General features: G+C 75.4%; 19 protein-coding genes. 10 read left to right on the forward strand and 9 right to left on the reverse strand.

Annotated features, from left to right (window positions below; all coding sequences use genetic code 11):
* Positions 1-148 precede the first annotated feature (148 nt).
* Positions 149-1,561 (forward strand): glycosyltransferase family protein, encoded by a 1,413-nt coding sequence (locus tag AES38_RS13670; protein ID WP_053775427.1) that lies wholly within the window; start codon positions 149-151, stop codon positions 1,559-1,561.
* Here AES38_RS13670 and atzF read toward each other — a convergent pair.
* From atzF to AES38_RS13685, 3 genes are read right to left on the reverse strand one after another with little or no spacing between them, the layout of a single operon-like run.
* The gene (gene atzF / locus AES38_RS13675; RefSeq protein WP_244629186.1) at positions 1,540-3,333 is read right to left on the reverse strand and encodes an allophanate hydrolase; all 1,794 of its coding nucleotides are present in this window, start codon (positions 3,331-3,333) and stop codon (positions 1,540-1,542) included. The genes AES38_RS13670 and atzF overlap by 22 nt on opposite strands.
* A complete protein-coding gene (gene biuH / locus AES38_RS13680; RefSeq protein ID WP_053775428.1) occupies positions 3,330-4,061 on the reverse strand; it encodes a biuret amidohydrolase in 732 nt (243 codons plus the stop codon). Before biuH ends, atzF begins: the two co-directional genes overlap by 4 nt.
* Entirely contained in the window at positions 4,058-5,401 is a 1,344-nt protein-coding gene (locus tag AES38_RS13685; protein ID WP_053775429.1) for a cytosine permease, read from the reverse strand. The genes biuH and AES38_RS13685 overlap by 4 nt, the downstream gene beginning before the upstream one ends.
* A gap of 146 nt (positions 5,402-5,547) precedes the next feature.
* Here AES38_RS13685 and AES38_RS13690 point away from each other — a divergent pair, with 146 nt between their 5' ends.
* Positions 5,548-6,252, forward strand: a complete 705-nt coding sequence (locus AES38_RS13690) for a GntR family transcriptional regulator (RefSeq protein ID WP_053775430.1) — start codon at positions 5,548-5,550, stop codon at positions 6,250-6,252.
* 4 nt (positions 6,253-6,256) lie between these two features.
* On the opposite strand, the gene AES38_RS13695 is transcribed toward AES38_RS13690, so the two are convergent.
* Positions 6,257-6,955, reverse strand: a complete 699-nt coding sequence (locus AES38_RS13695; RefSeq protein WP_053775431.1) for an HAD family hydrolase — start codon at positions 6,953-6,955, stop codon at positions 6,257-6,259.
* 54 nt (positions 6,956-7,009) lie between these two features.
* Complete coding sequence (locus AES38_RS13700; protein WP_053775432.1) at positions 7,010-7,519, reverse strand: MarR family winged helix-turn-helix transcriptional regulator; 510 nt, start codon at positions 7,517-7,519, stop codon at positions 7,010-7,012.
* Between the two features lie 136 nt (positions 7,520-7,655).
* Here AES38_RS13700 and mmuM point away from each other — a divergent pair, with 136 nt between their 5' ends.
* Both mmuM and AES38_RS13710 read left to right on the forward strand, forming a co-directional pair.
* The gene (gene mmuM, locus AES38_RS13705) at positions 7,656-8,555 is read left to right on the forward strand and encodes a homocysteine S-methyltransferase (protein ID WP_053775433.1); all 900 of its coding nucleotides are present in this window, start codon (positions 7,656-7,658) and stop codon (positions 8,553-8,555) included.
* Positions 8,556-8,807: 252 nt separating this feature from the next.
* Positions 8,808-9,329, forward strand: a complete 522-nt coding sequence (locus AES38_RS13710; protein WP_053775434.1) for a hypothetical protein — start codon at positions 8,808-8,810, stop codon at positions 9,327-9,329.
* Between the two features lie 93 nt (positions 9,330-9,422).
* Here AES38_RS13710 and AES38_RS13715 read toward each other — a convergent pair whose 3' ends face one another.
* Positions 9,423-10,286, reverse strand: coding sequence for an NAD(P)H-binding protein (locus AES38_RS13715; RefSeq protein WP_053775435.1), 864 nt, complete (start codon positions 10,284-10,286; stop codon positions 9,423-9,425).
* A gap of 112 nt (positions 10,287-10,398) precedes the next feature.
* Here AES38_RS13715 and AES38_RS13720 point away from each other — a divergent pair, with 112 nt between their 5' ends.
* The 5 genes from AES38_RS13720 (at position 10,399) to AES38_RS13740 (ending at position 13,893) form a co-directional block, all read left to right on the forward strand.
* The gene (locus tag AES38_RS13720) at positions 10,399-10,779 is read left to right on the forward strand and encodes a winged helix-turn-helix transcriptional regulator (RefSeq protein ID WP_053775829.1); all 381 of its coding nucleotides are present in this window, start codon (positions 10,399-10,401) and stop codon (positions 10,777-10,779) included.
* 75 nt (positions 10,780-10,854) lie between these two features.
* On the forward strand, positions 10,855-12,147 hold the full coding sequence (locus AES38_RS13725) for an MFS transporter (protein ID WP_053775436.1): 1,293 nt from the start codon (positions 10,855-10,857) through the stop codon (positions 12,145-12,147).
* Positions 12,148-12,250: 103 nt separating this feature from the next.
* Positions 12,251-13,117, forward strand: a complete 867-nt coding sequence (locus AES38_RS13730) for an aldo/keto reductase family oxidoreductase (RefSeq protein WP_053775437.1) — start codon at positions 12,251-12,253, stop codon at positions 13,115-13,117.
* A gap of 42 nt (positions 13,118-13,159) precedes the next feature.
* On the forward strand, positions 13,160-13,528 hold the full coding sequence (locus AES38_RS13735) for a YidH family protein (RefSeq protein WP_053775438.1): 369 nt from the start codon (positions 13,160-13,162) through the stop codon (positions 13,526-13,528).
* A complete protein-coding gene (locus AES38_RS13740) occupies positions 13,525-13,893 on the forward strand; it encodes a DUF202 domain-containing protein (protein WP_053775439.1) in 369 nt (122 codons plus the stop codon). The genes AES38_RS13735 and AES38_RS13740 overlap by 4 nt, the downstream gene beginning before the upstream one ends.
* A 28-nt stretch (positions 13,894-13,921) precedes the next feature.
* Here the strand turns inward: AES38_RS13740 and AES38_RS13745 are convergent, their stop codons facing one another.
* From AES38_RS13745 to AES38_RS13755, 3 genes are all read right to left on the reverse strand, one after another.
* Positions 13,922-14,791, reverse strand: coding sequence for an SDR family oxidoreductase (locus AES38_RS13745; protein WP_053775830.1), 870 nt, complete (start codon positions 14,789-14,791; stop codon positions 13,922-13,924).
* 267 nt (positions 14,792-15,058) lie between these two features.
* A complete protein-coding gene (locus tag AES38_RS13750) occupies positions 15,059-15,949 on the reverse strand; it encodes a PfkB family carbohydrate kinase (RefSeq protein ID WP_053775440.1) in 891 nt (296 codons plus the stop codon).
* Positions 15,942-16,994: a LacI family DNA-binding transcriptional regulator gene (locus AES38_RS13755; protein ID WP_081001908.1), complete on the reverse strand. Its 1,053-nt coding sequence runs from the start codon at positions 16,992-16,994 to the stop codon at positions 15,942-15,944. Before AES38_RS13755 ends, AES38_RS13750 begins: the two co-directional genes overlap by 8 nt.
* Before the next feature lie 112 nt (positions 16,995-17,106).
* Between AES38_RS13755 and AES38_RS13760 the strand changes: the two genes are divergently transcribed.
* Entirely contained in the window at positions 17,107-18,198 is a 1,092-nt protein-coding gene (locus AES38_RS13760; protein WP_053775442.1) for a substrate-binding domain-containing protein, read from the forward strand.

Genomic DNA, 18,198 nt, shown 5'->3' on the forward strand with positions numbered 1-18,198 from the left:
ACCGCGTGTCCTACCATCGCGGGAGCACCGCCCGCACGACGGGCGTCCGCGAGCCGGGCCCGGCCCCGCGGGTCGCGTCCCCGTCCGTCCCGACCGCAGGAGTACCACCCGACATGCACCCGCCTGCGCGCCGAGAGGGCGCCGCCCGGTGACCGCGGACGCGTCCCTCGCCGGGCACGCCGTCCGCCCGCCGGCCCGCGGCATCATGGCGCGCCCGTGGCTGGCCTTCGCGCTCTGCCACCTCTGGCTCATCACGCTCAACCTGATCGGCCCCACCTCCGCGCTCGGCGACGTGACGGGCATCTACCGCACCTGGATGCAGCAGGGGATGGCGGGCGGCGGCTGGGTGGGCGTCGACCTGCCGTGGGTGTACCCGATCCTCGCGGCCGTGCCGATGCTCCTCTCGCTCGCCGGCGGCACCGTCTTCTTCGGCACGGTCTGGCTCGCGCTGATCACGCTGCTCGACGCCGCCGCGTTCGCCCTGCTCCTCCGGATCCGCCGCGGCCGCGGCCAGGCGCCCGCCGCCTGGTGGCTCGGCTTCCTGGTGGCGCTCGGGCCGATCTCCCTCGGCCGGATCGACGCGGTCACCGTGCCCCTCGCCCTCGCCGGCCTGCTGGTGCTCGCGACGCGGCCGGCCCTCGCCTCCGCGCTCCTCACCGTCGGCGCCTGGGTGAAGGTGTGGCCGGCCGCGCTCCTGCTCACGGCCGTGATCGCCCGCCGCGGCCTCGCGCGCGGGACGGTCGTCGCCACCGCGCTCGGCACGACGGCCGTGGTGGTCGCCGGATCCCTCGCCCTCGGCAGCGGCGCGAACGTGCTGGGCTTCGTGGGCCAGCAGACCGGCCGCGGGCTGCAGGTCGAGTCGACCGCCGCGCTGTACCACCTGTGGCGCATCGTCGCGGGCGACGACCGCTACCGCGTGTACGACGACCTGGGCATCATCACGTTCCAGGTCGCCGGTCCCGGGGTGGACGCCGTCGCGGCGGCGCTCACGCCGATCATGGTCGGCGTCGTGCTCGTCATCACGCTGCTCGGGATCCGCGCGCACCACCGCGGCGCCTCGCCCGCCGCGCTGATCGGGCCGCTGTCGCTCGCGCTCGTCGCCGCCCTCATCGTGACGAACAAGGTCGGCTCGCCGCAGTACGTGTCGTGGTTCGCCGTGCCGATCATCGTGATGCTCGTGCACGACCGCCATTCCCCCGGCACGGCCCACGTGGCGCGCCTCGGGCTCGTGGTGGCCGCGCTCACGCAGCTCGTCTACCCGTACGCGTACCTGCTGCTGCTCGAGGCGGTGCCGGTGATGGTCGGGGTGATCACGCTGCGCGACCTCGGCGAGATCGCGCTCCTGGGCGTCGCCGTGGTGCAGCTCGTGCGGCTGCGCGGGACGGCGGCGGACGGGCCGGCGCGCGTGCGGGCGGGACGCGCGGCGCGGGCGGCGGGCGCATCCCCCGGCACGGGTGCGTCGCGCGCCCCCGGCACGACGCCGACCGCGACCCCCGCCGGCGCGCACGAGCTGAGCCCGTGGCGGCCGTCGTCCGCGGATCAGGGGACCGGGACGGCCTGACCGCCGGACGCCAGGTAGCGCAGCCACCCGCCGTGCGCGCTGATGTCCGGCGCATCCGCCGTGTCGGTGCAGAGGAACCCGATCGCCTCCGTGCCGTCGTCGAGCGCGACCGGCCCGAGGGCCATCGGCCGGACCATGCCGGCGAGGAACGCCGCGAGGCCGGCGCGCGTCAGGGTCCACGCCTCGCCCGCGAGCGGGACGCCGTCGCCGTCGGGCGCGGGGGTGACGCCGGGCCTCGCGGGTACGCCCGGGAGGTGCGCCATCCGGTAGGCGGCGCTCGTCCGCACCTCGCGGGAGGCGCGCGCGCCCAGCTCGCTGAGCTGGCGGTGCAGCGGCTGCCCGCCGAGATGCGCGCCGAACACGACCACGTCGACCGCGTCGGTCGGCAGGAGCGCGGGCCGCGCGGGATCGCCCGTGATGCGGCCGGCGAGGTCCAGCACCACCTGGTCGGCGAAGGCGGGCGCGACGAGGCTGACGCCGAACGGGGATCCGTCGGCCTCGCCCGCGGGCACCGCGACGGCGCACAGGTCGAAGAGGTTCACGAAGTTCGTGTACGTGCCGAGGCGCGCGTTCACGGCGACCGGCTCGGCGGCGACCTCGGCGAGCGTGGGGTGCTCGGTGGTGGTCGGCAGGAGCAGGGCGTCGATCCCGCGGCGCGCGTCGCCGGGGGCGTCGAACACCGCGCAGGCCGTGACGCGGAGGCGCTCGAGGAGGGCGCGGTCCTCCACGAGCCGGTGCGCGGGGATCCCCAGCGCCGCCCGGACGATGCCCGCGACGGTGGGATCGAGGTCCGGCGCGTCCGCGAGCACCGACGGCCCCGCCGCCTCGCAGCGCTCGGCCACGAGCGCGCCCTCGTAGAGGAGGAGCGCGGCGCGGAGGAACGGCCCCAGCTCGACCGTCTCGACGACGGCACCGGAGCCGCGCATCCGCTCGACCGCCGCGCGGAAGGCCGCGCGGGCGCCGGGCGACAGCGGCGCGAGGTCGTGGTCGGCGGGCACGCCGATCACGGGCGCCCCGCGCGGGGCGAGCCGGGTGGTCGACGGCCAGTCGCGGCTCGCGGGATCCGCCGGGTCGGGCCCGACCATCACGGCGAGCGCGCGCTGCGCGGTGGCGAGGTCGGCGGCGAGCACGCTCACCGTGTCGTAGGAGCGGCAGGCGGGGACGACGCCCGTGGTCGGCACGAGGCCGAGCGTCGGCTTGATCCCCACCAGCCCGTGCAGCGCGGCGGGGACCCGTCCGGATCCGGCCGTGTCCGTGCCGAGCGCCACGTCGACCAGGCCGAGCGCCACGGCGACCGCCGAGCCCGAGCTGGATCCGCCGGAGATGCGGTCGGGCCGGGTCGCGTGCCGCACGGCGCCGTAGGGGCTGCGCGTGCCGACGAGGCCGGTGGCGAACTGGTCGAGGTTGGTCTTCCCGACGACGAGCGCACCGGCTTCCCGGAGCCGGGCGACGGCGGGCGCGTCGACCTCGGGCGACGTCGCGGCGGATGGGCAGGCGGCGGTCGTGGGCATGCCGGCGACGTCGACGTTGTCCTTCACGGCGACGAGCCAGCCGGCCAGCGGCAGCGACCCGTCGGGCGACCGGGCGATGCGCCGGTCGAGCTCGGCGGCGCGCTCCCGGGCCTCCTCGAGGTCGAGCAGCGTGATCCACACCTCGGGCCGGTCGACCTCGGCGATGCGCGCGTACGCGGCCTCGACGCGGTCGACGACGGACGCGGATCCGACGGGAGGCAGCCCGGTGCCCGGCACGGCCGCGACCGCGACGCCGCTCACGCGCGGATCCCCGCCCCTGCGAGCGCCGCGAGCACGTCGTCCGACGTGGCGACGGCACCGAACACGCCGCCCTGCATCGTGACCATGCGGAGGGCCGCGTCGTGGTTCGCCGGATCCGTGGCACCCGTGCAGTCGGAGAGCACGAGGCACTCGTACCCGCGGTCGTTCGCCTCGCGCATGGTCGTGGAGACGCAGACGTCGGTCGTGATGCCCGTGAGGATCAGCCGGTCGATGCCGCGCGCCCGCAGCACCAGGTCGAGGTCGGTCGCGTAGAAGGCGCCCTTGCCCGGCTTGTCGATGACGGGCTCGCCGGGGAGCGGGGCCACCTCGGGGACGATCTCCCAGCCGGGTTCGCCGCGCACGAGGATCCGCCCGCACGGGCCGACGCTGCCGATCTCGGCGCCCGCCCGCTCGGACCGCCAGCGCTTGTTCGCGGGCAGGTCGGAGAGGTCGGGGCGGTGGCCCTCGCGGGTGTGGATCACGGTCATGCCGAGCGCGCGCACGCGCTCGAGCAGCCGGGCCGTGGGCGCGAGACCGGCGCGGGTGAGGGCGAGGTCGTAGCCCATGCGGTCGACGTAGCCGCCGACGCCGCAGAAGTCGACCTGCCAGTCGATGCAGACGACGGCGGTGCGCGCGACGTCGACGGCGCCGTCGTAGGGCCAGGCGTACGGATCCGCCGCGACGGCCGTGGTGCCGGAGACCGGCGCGGTGAACGGCGCGATGCTCACGAGCGCGCCTCCCCCGCCTCGACGGCGGCGCCGAGCGGGGCGCGCACGCGTCCCATCGCGTCGGCGGCGACGAGCGCGACCGCCGCGACGACCAGGCCGACCACCGCGGTGGAGAGGAAGTCGGCGTAGGCGTGCGCCACGAGCGCCGCCACGGCGCCGACGGCCCAGGCGACGAACGCGGGCGCGCGCCACGGTCCTCGGGCGACGGGCTCCGATGCGGCGGCGCGGCGGGGCGCGAGCAGCAGCTGGTCGACGATGAGCACGGCGCCGATGGGCGGCACGATGACGCCGAGCAGGTTCAACCAGGTCTCGAAGTACGACCAGATGCCGGCCACCGCGAGCACCACGCCGACCGCGCCGAGCACGAGCGTGGTGCGGCGCATGCGCATCCCGGTGAGCTGGCTCCAGCCGACCGCGCCGTTGTAGAGGCAGTGCGCGCACACGGATCCGAGGTTCACCACCACGAACAGCACGGCGAGCGGCACGAGCGCGCCGCCCTGAGCGACGAGGATCCCGAGGAAGTCGCCGCCCGCCGTGCCCGGGTCGGCCGCCCCGCCGAGCGCGACGACGAGGCCGCCGACCACGAGCGCGACGGCGTTGCCGAACGGGAACGCGGCGAGCGACGCGAGCACGGCCTGCCGGCCCGAGCGCGCCCAGCGCGTGAAGTCGGCGGTCATGGTGCCCGAGTCGGCGAAGAGCGCGACGACGAGGGTGACGGCGGCGCCGAAGCTCAGCGCGCCGGCGCCCGCGGAGGGCGCCGCCTGCAGGTCCGCGCCGCCGGGGCGCGTCGCGACGATCACGATGGCGACCGCCCCGAGCACGAGGTAGAGGGGAGCGGCGATCACGCCGATCCAGGACAGGGCGCGGATGCCGAGCAGCGTGACCGCGACGAACAGGATCCCGGCGACGAGCGTGGTGCCCGTCTGGTCCCAGCCGAGGGAGCCGTGCAGCGTGGATCCGGTGAGCCCGGTCTGGAACGCGAACCAGCCGATGACCACCGTGGCGAGGAAGGCCGCCGGCACGACGTACCCCTTCGCGCCGAACGTGCGCATCGCCATGAGCGCGAAGCTCTCGCCGCTGCGGCCGGCCAGGTAGCTGAGCGCGCCCACGTAGAGCATGAGCACGAGCGTGCCGACCGCGATGGCGCCCATGCCCGGCCAGAAGCCGAGCGAGTGGACGACGAGGCCGCCGAACACGGCGCAGGTGAGGATCATCGGGAAGCCGAGCCACACGGCGGCGACCGACGAGGTGCGGCGGCGCGCGTGCGGCGGGACGGGCTCCGACTCGTACTCCGAGAAGACGGGGCGGTCGACGGGATCCGCGGCGGCGGGGAGCGGCATGGGTTCTCCAGGGGTCGGGTGGCACCGGCGGGGATCCGGCTGCGTCCTATAGGAGCAGCCCGGCCGCACACCTGCGTTTCGCCGGTGTTTCCAGGATGTGAAACACGTCTGGGTGGCCGTCCGCGGGCGGATCCTATAATCGGGTCATGCCCGCGGCCTCCCTCGTCCCCACCCGTCTCGGCGCCGCGGAGCGCGTGCGCGTGCTGCTCGAGGAGGAGATCCTCGGCGGCGTCATCGCCCCCGGATCCCGCGTGAAGGCCGACGAGGTCGCCCTGCGCATGGGCACGAGCCACATCCCGGTGCGCGAGGCGCTGCGGGCGCTCGAGGCCGACGGCTGGGTCGTGCACCGCGCGCACGAGGGCATGTCGGTGAGGCCGCGCGCGCTGTCCGAGCTGGTGGACCTCTTCGAGGCGCGCGCCCTGGTGGAGCCGCGCGCGGTGGAGCTCGCCGCCGGACGCCGCACGGCCGACGACCTGCGCGAGCTGGAGCGGGTGATCCGCCTGCAGGAGCGCACCGAGGATCCCGCCGACCTCGCGCGCCTCAACTACGACTTCCACGTGGCCCTGGCGACCGCCGCGCACAACAGCACGCTGGCCCAGGTCGTCGAGTCGATGTCGAAGCGCGTGCGCTTCCACTACCTGCCCACGGCGAGCGCGCGCCGGCCCGACTCGCTCGCCGACCACCGGGAGCTGCTCGCCCTCGCGGAGCGGCGGGAGGGCGAGCGGGCGGCGGATCTCGCGCGCCGGCACATCGACGCCACGCGCGTCGACGCGTGCGCGGCCCTCGAGGCGCTCCTGCGCGCGGAGGCCGAGGAGGCCGCCGAGGCCTCAGGGGACGAGGCCGCGGGCTAGGCGCTCACAACCCGAGCAGCCGCTCCAGCGCCGGGTCCTCGAGCGAGTCGATCACGAGGTCGGCGCCCGCGTCGCGCAGCTCGTCGGCCGAGTAGTGGCCGCTCGCGACGCCGACGGCGGTGGCGCCCGCGTCGTGCGCGGAGGTGATGTCGTTCGGGGTGTCGCCGACGACGAGCACCTCGTCGCGCGCGGGCTCGGCGCCGCGGAGGGTGCCGGCGGTCGCGATGGCGCGGCGGACGACGTCGACGCGGTCGGGCGAGTCGGATCCGTAGGCGCCGAAGACGAAGAACCGGCCGAGCCGGGCGGGCTCCATCTTCGTGCGGGCCGCGCCCTCCATCGCGCCGGAGACGACCCCGAGCACGACGCCCGCGTCGGCCAGGCGGTCGAGCAGCGCCTCGGCGCCGTCGAGCACGCGGTAGCCCTCGGAGACGCGGATGTCGTCGGCGAGGTGGCGGAGGTAGGAGGCGTAGAGGCGCGCGAGCTCGGCGGGCTCCGGATCGCGGCCCATCACGCCGCGGAACGTCGCGGTGCCGACCTGCGGGTCCGTCTCCCCCGCCGACGAGTGCTCGCCGATGTCGGCCTCCACGTCGTGCAGGTCGCGGAAGGCCATCGCCCAGCTGCGGGCGCCGGAGCCGCCCGTGTGGATCAGGGTCTCGTCGATGTCGAAGAGGACGGCGGGCGGGGTGGATGCGATGTCGGCCATGCATCCATCGTGCTCCGCCGCGCCTCCGTGCGACCCGGACGGGGCGCCCGGGCGTCAGCCGCGGCGGGCGCGCATCCGCTCGGTCGTGCGCGCGATGATGCGGAGGCTGTCGATGAGCGTCGCGATCTGCTCGCGGCTGAGGTCGGCGAGCACCTCGTCCTCGTCGGCGACGAGGCGGCGCATCGCCCGGTCGACGCGCTCGATGCCGAACGGCGTGAGCACCACGAGCCGGCTGCGGCCGCCCGCGGGATCCTCCTCGCGCGTGATGAAGGAGCGCGCGGTCAGACGGTTCACCCGGTGCACGAGGCTGCCGGTGTCGGTGCCGAGGCGCTCGGCCAGGCCGGCGCGCGTGAGGCCCGCGTCGCCCTGCTGGCGCAGGATGGAGAGGAACTCGAACTCGCTCGTGGTGAGGCCCTCCGCGGCGAACGCGCCCTCGCGGATCCGCTGCATCTGCGGCAGCAGGCGCCGGAGCCTCGACACCACGTCGAGCGGCGCGAAGTCGACGTCGGGCATGGCGGCGCCCCACGCGTCGATCACCAGGTCGACGTCGTCGTCATCCTTCATCGGGACTCCCCACCGTCGCGTCCACGGTACCCGGGCCGACGGCGGCTCGCGGGCGGCTGGGCACTCGGCGGAGGGGGCGACGTCGCGGGGCGTCGCGGACCGCGGATCCGCCGCCCGGCTCCGGCAGGATGTCCGCATGACCCGGCCGCTCCCCCTCCCCGACCGCCCCCTGGTGCTCGACGGCGGCCTCGGCACGCTGCTGGAGGCGCGCGGGCACGACCTGTCGGATCCGCTGTGGAGCGCCCGCGTGCTCGCCGACGAGCCCGACGCGATCCGCGCCGCGCACGCCGAGTACTTCCGCGCGGGCGCGGACGTCGCGATCACGGCCTCGTACCAGGTGGGCTTCGACGCCTTCGCGGCGCGCGGCCTCAGCGCCGCCGACACCGAGGAGCTGCTGCGCGCGAGCGTGCGGCTCGCGGCCGAGGCGCGGGACGAGGTCGCGCGCGACGACGAGGCGCCGCGCGACCGGTGGATCGCCGCGTCCGTCGGCCCCTACGGCGCCACCCTCGGCGACGGCTCCGAGTACGCGGGATCCAGCGGCCGCACGCGCGCGGAGCTCCGCCGCTGGCACGCCCCGCGGTTCGCCGTGCTCGCCGACGCGGGCGCCGACCTCCTCGCCTGCGAGACCATCCCGAGCCTCGACGAGGGCCGGGCGCTCGTGGACCTCGCGCGCGGCTCGGGCGCGTCCGCCTGGCTCGCGTTCACGGTCACGGACGGCCGGCTGCGCTCCGGCGAGCCGATGGCCGAGGGGTTCCGGCTCGCGGAGGGCGCCGACGAGATCGTGGCCGTGGGGATCAACTGCGCGCACCCCGACGAGGTGCCCGACGCGATCGCCGCGGCCCGGAGCGTCACCGACCGGCCGGTGGTCGTCTACCCGAACTCCGGCGAGCGCTGGGACGCCGTCGCGCGCGGCTGGGGCGGCGACCCGGCGCTGCCGTCCGTCGACGCGTGGATCCGGGCGGGCGCGTCGCTCGTGGGCGGCTGCTGCCGGGTCGGGCCCGACGGGATCCGGCGCATGCGGGACGCGGTGGGCTGACCGCGGCGCGCACGGGTGCGCACCCTGCCGCGCGGACGCGGATCGCGCAACGGGAAGCGCCCCAACCGCGCGCCGCCCTCCGCCGCGCCGTCGCCCATGGCCGCGGGCATCGCGGACGACGACCGTCGCAGGAGCTCCCAGGGGATGCGGAGGCTTCCCACCGGGCGCCCAGGGACGCGGAGCGGGATGGATCCATCACATCGAACCGATGACCGGGTTCCGCTGGGGAGCCCCGACAGGAGGACGATCCGCATGACCATCACCCGCAGCACCGCCCGCCGCCTCGGATCCGTCGGGGCCGCCGCCGCCCTCGTCGCCGTGGGCCTCGCCGTCCCGACCGCCGCCAACGCCGCACCCACCGAGTGCGAGCCGGGCACCGTGACCAACTCGCTCACCAAGGACTCCAGCGAGCGCATCGTGGCGGGGTCGCAGACGGCGACCACCACGACCGGCGGACCGCTGTCGGCCACGGTCGCGAGCTCCGCCACCCGCGGATCCGAGTTCTCCGCCGGAGCGTCGGCCAGCCTCCTGATGGGGTCCATCACCGCGCAGGTCAGCGCGACCGCCACCGAGTCGCAGTCCTGGGACGCGGGATCCACGCTCGGCCCCATCGAGGTCCCCGCCGGAGGCACGCTCACCTCCACCTACGGCTTCGAGGACATCTCGTGGTCGGGCACCACGCGGACCTGCACGAGCGCCGGCCAGCTCGGTGCGCCGACCACCGTGTACGGCACGGTGCAGGGCGCGACCTGGGTCGAGTACACGGTCAGCTGACCGACCCGCGCGCACGACACGACGGCCCGTCCCCCTCGAGGGGACGGGCCGTCGTCATGCGCGGATGCGCCTCGGGCGCGGATCCGGGCGGGATCAGGCGCCGGCGACCGCCTGGCGCAGGCCCTCGGCGAGCGACGCGGTGAGACGGCCGAGGAGGCGCGACAGGTCGCCCGTCTCGTCGTCGAGCTGGCCGGCGCGCGTGGCGGCGTCGAGGCCCACGAGGAAGCCGATCGTGCCCTCGTCGAGGCCGGCGTCGCCGAGGATCCGCGCGTGCTCGTCGCCCGACACCTGCGAGACGGGGACGGGCTGGCCGACGATGCCGGAGACCGCCTGGGCGAGGTCGTCCTGCGTCCAGCGCTCGTCGCCCGCGAGCTCGAACGTCTGCCCGGCGAGCGAGTCGTCGAGGGCGGCGACCGCGGCGGCCTCCGCGAACTCGGCGATGGTGGCGCTCGCGACCCGCCCGTCGCCCGCGCTCGTGAGGAGCGCGCCGGACTGCTTCACGGAGTCGACCGTGCCCGCGTAGTTCTCGGTGTACCAGCCGTTGCGGAGGAGCGTGACGGGCACGCCCGAGGCGGCGAGCACCTCCTCGGTGGCCTTATGCTCGCCCGCGATGAAGAGCTCGGTGGTGGAGGCGCGGAGGACGCTCGTGTAGAGGATCCGGCCGACGCCCGCGGCCTTGGCGGCCTCGATGACGGTGGTGTGCTGCGGCACGCGCTGGCCGACCTCGCTGCCCGAGACGAGGACGAGGGTGTCGCCGGGCTGGATCGCGGCGGCGACGCTGTCGGCGTCGGTGTACTCGAGGCGCGCGGTGCGGACGCCCTGCGCGGCGAGGTCCGCGAGGGCCTCGGGGCGGCGCGCGGTGGCGAGCACGTCGGAGGCGGCGGCGCCGCGGGCGAGGAGGGACGCGACGATGCGCGATCCGAGGCGGCCGGTGGCGGCGGTGACGACGATGGTCATGGGATGCCTTTCGAGTCGGGAGGTGCGGTACGCCGGGGTCAACGACTCCGTCGCCGAATAACTTCCCACAGGGAGGTACCCACTTTCCGGTAAGTTGGTCCGTGTGACGCAGATGAGCTTCCGGGTGACCCGCGACCGACCCGGCGTGACCGAGGGGCGCTACCCCGCCAACTGCCCGTCGCGCACGCTGCTCGACCACGTGACGAGCAAGTGGGGCGTGCTCGTCCTGCTCGCGCTCGGCCAGGGATCGCACCGCTGGGGCGAGCTGCGCCGCGAGATCGAGGGCATCAGCGAGAAGATGCTCGCCTCCACGCTGCGCACGCTCGCCGACGACGGGCTCGTCCTCCGCGAGGCGCAGCCCACCATCCCGCCGCGGGTCGACTACCGGCTCACCGAGCTCGGCCACGAGGTGAGCGCCCGGCTCGTCCCGCTCATGGACCTCGTGATGGACATCACCGAGGACACGTCCCCGCTGGCGTCGCGCCGACCCTAGGCTGGATCCGGCAGCCGGGGGATCCGGCGCCGACCGCCCGCGCCACGGCGCCACCCGGCCAGAGAGAGACCGACGATGCCCTCCCCGTCCGCGCCGACGCTGTCGCGCACGCCCGCCCCGACCCGCGACGTCCGCCGCGCGCGCGTCGCCGTCGGCGTCCTCTTCTTCACGAACGGCGCGATCTTCGCGAACCTGCTGCCGCGCTACCCGTCGATCAAGGCGGAGCTCGGGCTCGCCAACGTCGAGTTCGGGGCCGCGGTCGCCGCCTCGCCGCTCGGGGCGCTCATCGCGGGGCTCGCGGCGGGCGTGCTCATCCGCCGGTTCCGCTCGGCGCGAGTGGCGGTCGCCGCGACCGTGGTGGCCTCCCTCGGGATCCTGCTGGCCGGCCTCGCGCCCGGCTGGCTCGTGCTCGCGATGGCCCTGTTCCTCGCGGGCGCCATGGACGCGATCACCGACGTGGCGCAGAACTCGCACGCGCTGCGCGTGCAGCGGCTCTACGGCCGGTCGATCAACAACTCGTTCCACGCGGTCTGGTCGATCGGCGCGGTCGCCGGCGGGATCATGGGCGCGGCCGCGGCGCAGATCCGGCTGCCGCTCGTCGTGCACCTCTCCATCTCGGCCGTCGTGTTCAGCGCGCTGGCCGTGCTGTCGCTGCTGTGGCTGCTGAAGGGCCCGGAGCCGGAGCCCGGCGAGGGCGGGGCCGCGCACGCGCACGCGCCGGATCCCGAGGGCGACGTCGCGCGCGCCGCCTCCCCGCGCGCGCTCGGCCTCGTCGCCAAGTACGGCGTGCTGCTCGCGCTCGTGATCATCGCGTCCGGCGGCGCGATCGTCGAGGACGCCGGCAGCACCTGGTCGGCCATCTACCTCTCGCGCGACCTCAGCGCCAGCGCCTTCGTCGCCGGGCTCGGCTTCATCTCGCTGCAGGGGATGCAGTTCATCGGCCGGATGCTCGGCGACCGCATGGTCGACCGCTTCGGCCAGCGCGCCATAGCCCGCCTCGGCGGCGTCCTGGTGCTCGTCGGCATGGGCGCGGCGCTCGCGTTCCCCAGCGTCGTCGGCACGATCGTCGGCTTCGGCGTGGCCGGGTTCGGCGTCGCGACCCTCATCCCGGCCGCCATGCAGGCCGCGGACGAGCTGCCCGGCTTCAAGCCCGGCACCGGCCTCACGATCGTCGGCTGGCTGCTGCGGCTCGGCTTCCTCGTCTCGCCACCCGTCGTCGGGGCTATCGCGGACGCCTCGTCGCTCCGCTTCGGCCTGATCTTCATCCCCGCCGCCGGCCTCCTCGTGCTCGTGTTCTCGCGCGTGCTGGCGACCCGGCGCGCGCACCCGGCGGCGCAGTCCCTGCCTGCCGCGACCGCCTCCTCCTAGGGGGCGCGCGGGGCGGATCCCCTCACGGGCTCCTGCGAGTGCCGCCGCGCGCGTCGCCGCCCGCGGGAGGGTGGACGCGCACCCGCCAGCCGAGAGGATCCCCATGTCCACCGACCTGCCCGGAGGGCTGTTCCCCCTCGCCCACGACCTCACCGTCACGCGCTTCGGCTACGGCGCCATGCAGCTCGCGGGGCCGCGCGTGTTCGGGCCGCCCGCGGATCCCGACGCCGCCCGCGCCGTGCTGCGCGAGGCGGTCGCGCTCGGGATCACGCACATCGACACCGCCGACTTCTACGGCCCCGGCCACACGAACGCGCTCATCGAGGAGGCGCTCTTCCCGTACCCGGAGCGGCTGCACATCGTGACCAAGGTCGGATCCCTGCGCGACGCGAAGGGCCGCTGGCCGCAGGCGCTCTCCGCCGCCGAGCTCCGCCAGGCCGTCTACGACAACCTCACGCACCTCACCCTCGACGTGCTCGACGTCGTGAACCTCCGCGTCGGCGCGTTCGACAGCCCGACCGACGGATCCATCGAGGAGCCGTTCACCGCCCTGGCCGAGCTGCAGCAGGAGGGGCTGATCCGGCACCTCGGCGTGAGCAACGTCAGCCCCGCGCAGGTGGCGGAGGCCCGCGGGATCGCGCCGATCGTGAGCGTGCAGAACCACTACAACCTCGCCCGCCGCGACGACGACGCGCTCATCGACGAGCTCGCCGCCGACGGCATCGCCTACGTGCCGTACTTCCCGCTCGGCGGGTTCTCGCCGCTGCAGTCGGAGACGCTCGCGCGCGTGGCCGCCGACCTCGGATCCGCCCCGCTGCCCGTCGCGCTCGCCTGGCTCCTGCAGCGGTCGCCGAACGTGCTCGTCATCGCGGGCACGTCGTCGGTCGAGCACCTGCGCGAGAACGTGGCGGGCGCGCGGATCCGGCTGCCCGAGGACGCGCTCGCGGAGCTGGAGGGGATCGGCGGCTGACGGCCGGCCGCGCCCCCGGGCCGCGCACGGCAGGATGGCCGCATGACCGCCCCCGACCGCCGCTTCCCGCGGAGCGTCTACCGCGAGGGCACCGAGCCCGACGTCAGGTTCTCGCTCGCCAACGAGCGCACGTTCCTCGCCTGGATCCGCACCTCGCTCGCCCTTCTCGCCGGCGGCGTCGCGCTCGAGGCGCTCGCCCTCGGGCTGCAGCCGGGCTTCCGGCTCGCGGCCTCGATCGTGCTGATCGTCACCGGGATCGCCGCGCCCGCGCAGGCCTGGATCGGCTGGATGCGCACCGAGCGCGCCCTCCGTCGGGACCGCCCGCTGCCGTCCGCCGCGCTGTCGCTGCCGCTCGGGATCGCGGTGGTCGCCGCCGGCGTGCTCGTGCTGCTGGGCGTGCTGACGGCGTGAGCGCTCCGGATCCGGCCGCCGATCCCGCCGGGCGCCCCTCCGACCCCGGCCTCCAGCCCGAGCGCACGGCCCTCGCCTGGCGGCGCACGGCGCTGGCGCTCGTCGTCGGATCCCTGCTGGGGCTCCGCGTGCTGCCGGCCCTCCTCGGCGCGGCCGGCCTGGTCGTCGCCGCGGCGGGCGTGATCGCCGCCCTCGCCGTGCTCGCGTCCGCGCACCGTCGCTACCGCCGGGTGCACCGGGTCCTCACCTCGGGATCCGCCGACCCCGGCACCGCGGGCCTCCCCGGCGGCGCGCTCCCGGCCCTCGTGGCCGCGCTCACCGCGTGCGCCGGCCTGGCCGCGCTGGCCCTCGCGCTCGCCCGCTGAGCCGACGGTGGATCCGGACCGCACCGCCCTACGAGGCGGGCACCAGCACCTCGCGCACGAAGTCCTCGTAGGAGCGGGGCGCGTGCCCGAGGATGCCGGTGAGACGGGCGATGGCCTCGGGGCTCCCGATCAGGCCGTCCCGCTGGAACCCGGAGTACATGCGCTCGTAGTCGTACACGAGCCAGGAGGGCATGGACGCGAGGGACGACGCGCGCCACGCCGCCAGGTCGTCTCCCCCGTACGTCACCGTCCTCACGAGCGCCTCGGACAGGGCCGCGGCCGTCGCCTCGCCGGTCCACGCGGTCGGGCCGGCCACGTCGACGGGACCGACGACCTCCGACCCCGGCGTCAGGGCGCTCACCGCGACCTCCGCGATGTCGCGCACATCCACCCGGGAGACGCCCGTCCCGCCGAGGGGCTGCGGGTACACGCCGTCGCGGATCGCGTCGAGGTACCAGACGTCGTTCTGGAAGAAGTTGTTGACCCGGAGGAAGCAGGCCTCGACGCCGCTGTGCTCGAGGAGGGACTCGACCGCGAGCTTCGCGGAGTTGTGGGGCACCTGCGGCGCCCGGTCGAGGTCCTGGACGGACAGGTACACGATCCGGCGGACCCCCGCCGCGACGGCGTGGTCCACCGCGACGGTCGTCTCGTACAGCTCGGTGGGCGTCCCCGTCAGGGCCAGGAACACCTGCTCGACGCCGTCGAACGCCGGCCTCGCGTCGAAGGGGTCGCCCAGGTCGCCCACCACGCCGTCGACGCCGTGGGGGAGGTCCGCGAGCCGTCGCGCGTCGCGGCTCATGGCCCTCAGTCCGGTCATCCCGCGGCGGAGGGCCTCGGCGATGACGGCCGAGCCGACCGTCCCGGTCCCGCCGATGATCAGGGTCCGTGCGTCGTCCATGGTGATCCTCCTCGTCTGCTCCATCGGTGCCGGGCGCAGGGCCCGCAGCCGTCCGCCGAGGAAGGTGTCGTCGGCAGACGCGTCACGGAGGACGGCGATGACCTGCTCGAGCACCGCCGCCGAGGGGTCCCTCGGCGGTTCGATCGATTCGTTCGCGGCGACGCTACGCCCCACGCGGGCGTCGGGCCACGGCCTTCCGCTCGCGCCGCACGGCTGGTAGGGCGCTCGGGCGCGTGGTGGTCCGGCGCGCGGGGACCCGCGCCGACGTCAGGCGGTCGGCATGCGCAGCAGCGCGCCCTGCTCGCGGCACGTGGCCGCGGCGATCGCCATGCAGGTGCGCAGCATCGCCTCGCCCTCCGCGGGCGTGCGCGGCGCTCCCCGGCGCGCGATGGCGTCGGCCGCCGCGGCGAGGCAGGCGTCGCCGGCGCCCATGGTGTCGACGATCGGGCGCGGATCCGGCGCGATGCCCGCCTGCACCACCTCGCCGCCCTCGAGCTGCACGGACGCGCCGCGCGCGCCGTCGGTGGCCAGCACGAGGCGGCTGCCCGCGGCGTGCAGGGCCGCCCGCGCGTCGGCGAGCGCACCCAGGCCGAGCAGCCCGGTGTCGTCGTCGCCGATCTTCACCAGCAGCGACTCCGCGGCCGCGCGCGCGAAGCCGTCGCGGAACCGGCCCGCGTCGTGCAGCATGCCGGCGCGCGGGTTCGGGTCGACGAGGAGCCGCTCGCGGGGATCCCGCACGGCGGCCAGCAGCTCGTCGGCCTGCGCGTGGTCGTCGTACGGGAAGCAGCTGACGACCACGAGCGACGCCGCGTCCAGCGCCGCCCGCTCCGCCTCGCCGATGCGCACGCGCCGGTTCCACGCGGCCTCGTTGAACGTGTACCGCGGCTCGCCGTCGACGCGCTCGCTCACCGCGACGGAGGACCCGGACGGGCCGACGGTGGCGATGAGCTCGACCCCGTGCGCCTCGAGCTCGGCCCGGATGCGGCGGCCGTGCTCGTCGTCGCCGACCATCGCGACGAGCTGGACCCGGTGGCCGAGGATCGCGAGGCCGACGGCGACGTTGAGCGCCGCGCCGCCGACGAAGGGGGTCTCCTCGCCGTCCTCGCGGATCAGGTCGATGAGGGCGTCGCCGACGACGACGATGGGCTGGTCATGCATGGCGGGGGACCTCTCCGGAGCCTCGGACGATGAGCGTGGTGGGGACGACGACGGTCTGCGCGGGACCCCGGTCGCCGTCGAGCCGCGCGAAGACGCGCTCGGCGGCGGCGTGGCCGATGGCCGACGGATCCTGCGCGACGACGGTGACGGCCGGATCCAGCAGCGCGGCCATCGGCAGGTCGTCGAAGCCGACGAGCGCGATGCGGCGGTGGGCGTCGTGCCGCCGGAGGGCCGTGATGACGCCGATGGTGATGAGGTTCTGCCCGCTGACGATCGCGGTCGGCGGCTCCGGCAGGGCGAGCAGGCGCTCGGCGAGCGCGTCGGCGACGTGCTCGTCCGACGCGCCGTCGAGCACGTGGCCGGGCAGCACGGGGAGGCCGCGCCGGGCCATCTCCTCGAGGAAGCCGCGCTCGCGCTCGCGCGCCGTGAAGATCTCCGGCCGGTCGCCGAGGAACGCGATGCGCCGGTGGCCCCGGTCGGCGAGGTGCGCCACGGCGCGCGAGACGCCGGCCGCGTTGTCGACGACCACCGCGTCCGCCGCGAGCCCCACGGGCACGCGGTCGACGAACACGACGGGCGTGCCGCGGGCGGTCTCGACCCCGAGGTACGACTGGCTGGGCGCGATGGTGGTGAGGATGAGCCCGTCGACCCGGCGGGCGAGGAACGCGTCGACGGAGGAGCGCTCGCGGTCGGGGTCGTCGTCGAGGCTGGAGGCGAAGACGGCGACGCGGCGCTCCTTCGCCACGTCCTCCACCGCGCGGTGCAGCGCGCCCGAGAACGGGTTGGCCACGCTGCCCACGAGGAGGCCGAGCGTGTCGCTGCGCCGGTCGGCACGGCGGAGGCTGCCCGCGTGGAGGTCCGGCTGGTACTGCAGCTGCGCCACGGCGGCGCGCACGCGCTCGGTCATCGCGGCGGAGACGTTCGGCTCGCCGTTGATCACGCGCGACACCGTCTTGACGCCCACGCCCGCGAGCCGGGCGACGTGCTTCATCGTGGGGCGCCGCGCGCCGGAGGGCGAGCCCTCGGGGGATGACATCGGTGTCACGAATGGATCTCGCTCTCTGTGCGATGGGTTGACCATACCGGTTCGCACCCGATAGACCTCTCCCTGACAACGTTGTCGGGAGCGTGCTCCCACCGAAGGACAGGATCCATCAATGACGAACCGATCCCCGCGTCTCACGCGCACCATCGCCCTCGGCTCGGCGGCCCTCATCGCCGCGGTCGGGCTCACCGGCTGCTCCAGCTCCGGCTCGGGCGGCGGCGCCGGCTCCTCCGGCGACGTGGGCGTCTCGCTCATCGTGAAGACGACCACCAACCCGTTCTTCGTCGCGATGCAGGACGGCGCGAAGGACGCCGCCGCATCCTCCGGCATCGCCCTCACGCTGGCGGCCGGCAAGGAGGACGGCGACGAGGACACCCAGATCCAGGCCATCGAGAACGCCATCTCCAAGGGCGACAAGGGCATCCTCATCACCCCGAACGGCCCCTCGGTGGTCGACGCCATCCAGAAGGCGCGCGACGCCGGCCTCTTCGTCATCGCGCTGGACACGGCACCCGACCCGGCCGACTCCGTCGACATCACGTTCGCCACCGACAACTTCGCCGCGGGCGAGTCCATCGGCAAGTGGGCCGCGGCGCAGCTCGGCGGGAAGAAGGCGACCATCGCCCTCCTCGACCTCTACGACGACAAGGCCGTGTCGGTCGACTACGACCGGGACCAGGGCTTCCTCACCGGCATGGGCATCGACGTCGCGGACAAGGCCAAGAACGGCGACGAGGCGAAGACCGGCGACTACAGCGGCGGCGATTACGAGATCGTCGGCAACGAGGCCACGCAGGGCGCCGAGGACGGCGGCCGCACGGCGATGGAGACGCTGCTGTCGAAGGACCCCGACATCAACGTCGTCTACACGATCAACGAGCCCGCCGCGTTCGGCGCGTACCAGGCGCTGCAGGCGGCCGGCAAGGAGAAGGACGTGGTCCTCGTCTCGGTCGACGGCGGCTGCGCGGGCGTGAAGAACGTGGAGGAGGGCGTCATCGGCGCCACCGCCCAGCAGTACCCCGTGAAGATGGCGCAGCTCGGCGTCGAGGCCATCGCCCAGCTCGCGAAGGACGGCACCAAGCCCTCCACCAGCAGCGGCCTCGACTTCTTCGACACCGGATCCGCGCTCGTCACCGACACCCCCGTCGACGGCCTCGAGAGCATCACGGCCGACGACGCCGCGACGAAGTGCTGGGGCGAGTGA

This window comes from Clavibacter capsici, assembly GCF_001280205.1.
Classification (GTDB): domain Bacteria; phylum Actinomycetota; class Actinomycetes; order Actinomycetales; family Microbacteriaceae; genus Clavibacter; species Clavibacter capsici.

Excerpts from the sequence above, each read along its gene's own strand:
- AES38_RS13750 (WP_053775440.1), bottom strand. The coding sequence starts at position 15,949 with ATGCATGACCAGCCCATCGTCGTCGTCGGCGACGCCCTCATCGACCTG.
- mmuM (WP_053775433.1), top strand. The coding sequence starts at position 7,656 with ATGACCCGGCCGCTCCCCCTCCCCGACCGCCCCCTGGTGCTCGACGGC.
- AES38_RS13730 (WP_053775437.1), top strand. The coding sequence starts at position 12,251 with ATGTCCACCGACCTGCCCGGAGGGCTGTTCCCCCTCGCCCACGACCTC.
- AES38_RS13745 (WP_053775830.1), bottom strand. The coding sequence starts at position 14,791 with ATGGACGACGCACGGACCCTGATCATCGGCGGGACCGGGACGGTCGGC.
- AES38_RS13735 (WP_053775438.1), top strand. The coding sequence starts at position 13,160 with ATGACCGCCCCCGACCGCCGCTTCCCGCGGAGCGTCTACCGCGAGGGC.
- AES38_RS13685 (WP_053775429.1), bottom strand. The coding sequence starts at position 5,401 with ATGCCGCTCCCCGCCGCCGCGGATCCCGTCGACCGCCCCGTCTTCTCG.
- AES38_RS13760 (WP_053775442.1), top strand. The coding sequence starts at position 17,107 with ATGACGAACCGATCCCCGCGTCTCACGCGCACCATCGCCCTCGGCTCG.
- AES38_RS13725 (WP_053775436.1), top strand. The coding sequence starts at position 10,855 with ATGCCCTCCCCGTCCGCGCCGACGCTGTCGCGCACGCCCGCCCCGACC.
- AES38_RS13715 (WP_053775435.1), bottom strand. The coding sequence starts at position 10,286 with ATGACCATCGTCGTCACCGCCGCCACCGGCCGCCTCGGATCGCGCATC.
- AES38_RS13695 (WP_053775431.1), bottom strand. The coding sequence starts at position 6,955 with ATGGCCGACATCGCATCCACCCCGCCCGCCGTCCTCTTCGACATCGAC.
- AES38_RS13700 (WP_053775432.1), bottom strand. The coding sequence starts at position 7,519 with ATGAAGGATGACGACGACGTCGACCTGGTGATCGACGCGTGGGGCGCC.
- AES38_RS13690 (WP_053775430.1), top strand. The coding sequence starts at position 5,548 with ATGCCCGCGGCCTCCCTCGTCCCCACCCGTCTCGGCGCCGCGGAGCGC.
- AES38_RS13710 (WP_053775434.1), top strand. The coding sequence starts at position 8,808 with ATGACCATCACCCGCAGCACCGCCCGCCGCCTCGGATCCGTCGGGGCC.
- AES38_RS13720 (WP_053775829.1), top strand. The coding sequence starts at position 10,399 with ATGAGCTTCCGGGTGACCCGCGACCGACCCGGCGTGACCGAGGGGCGC.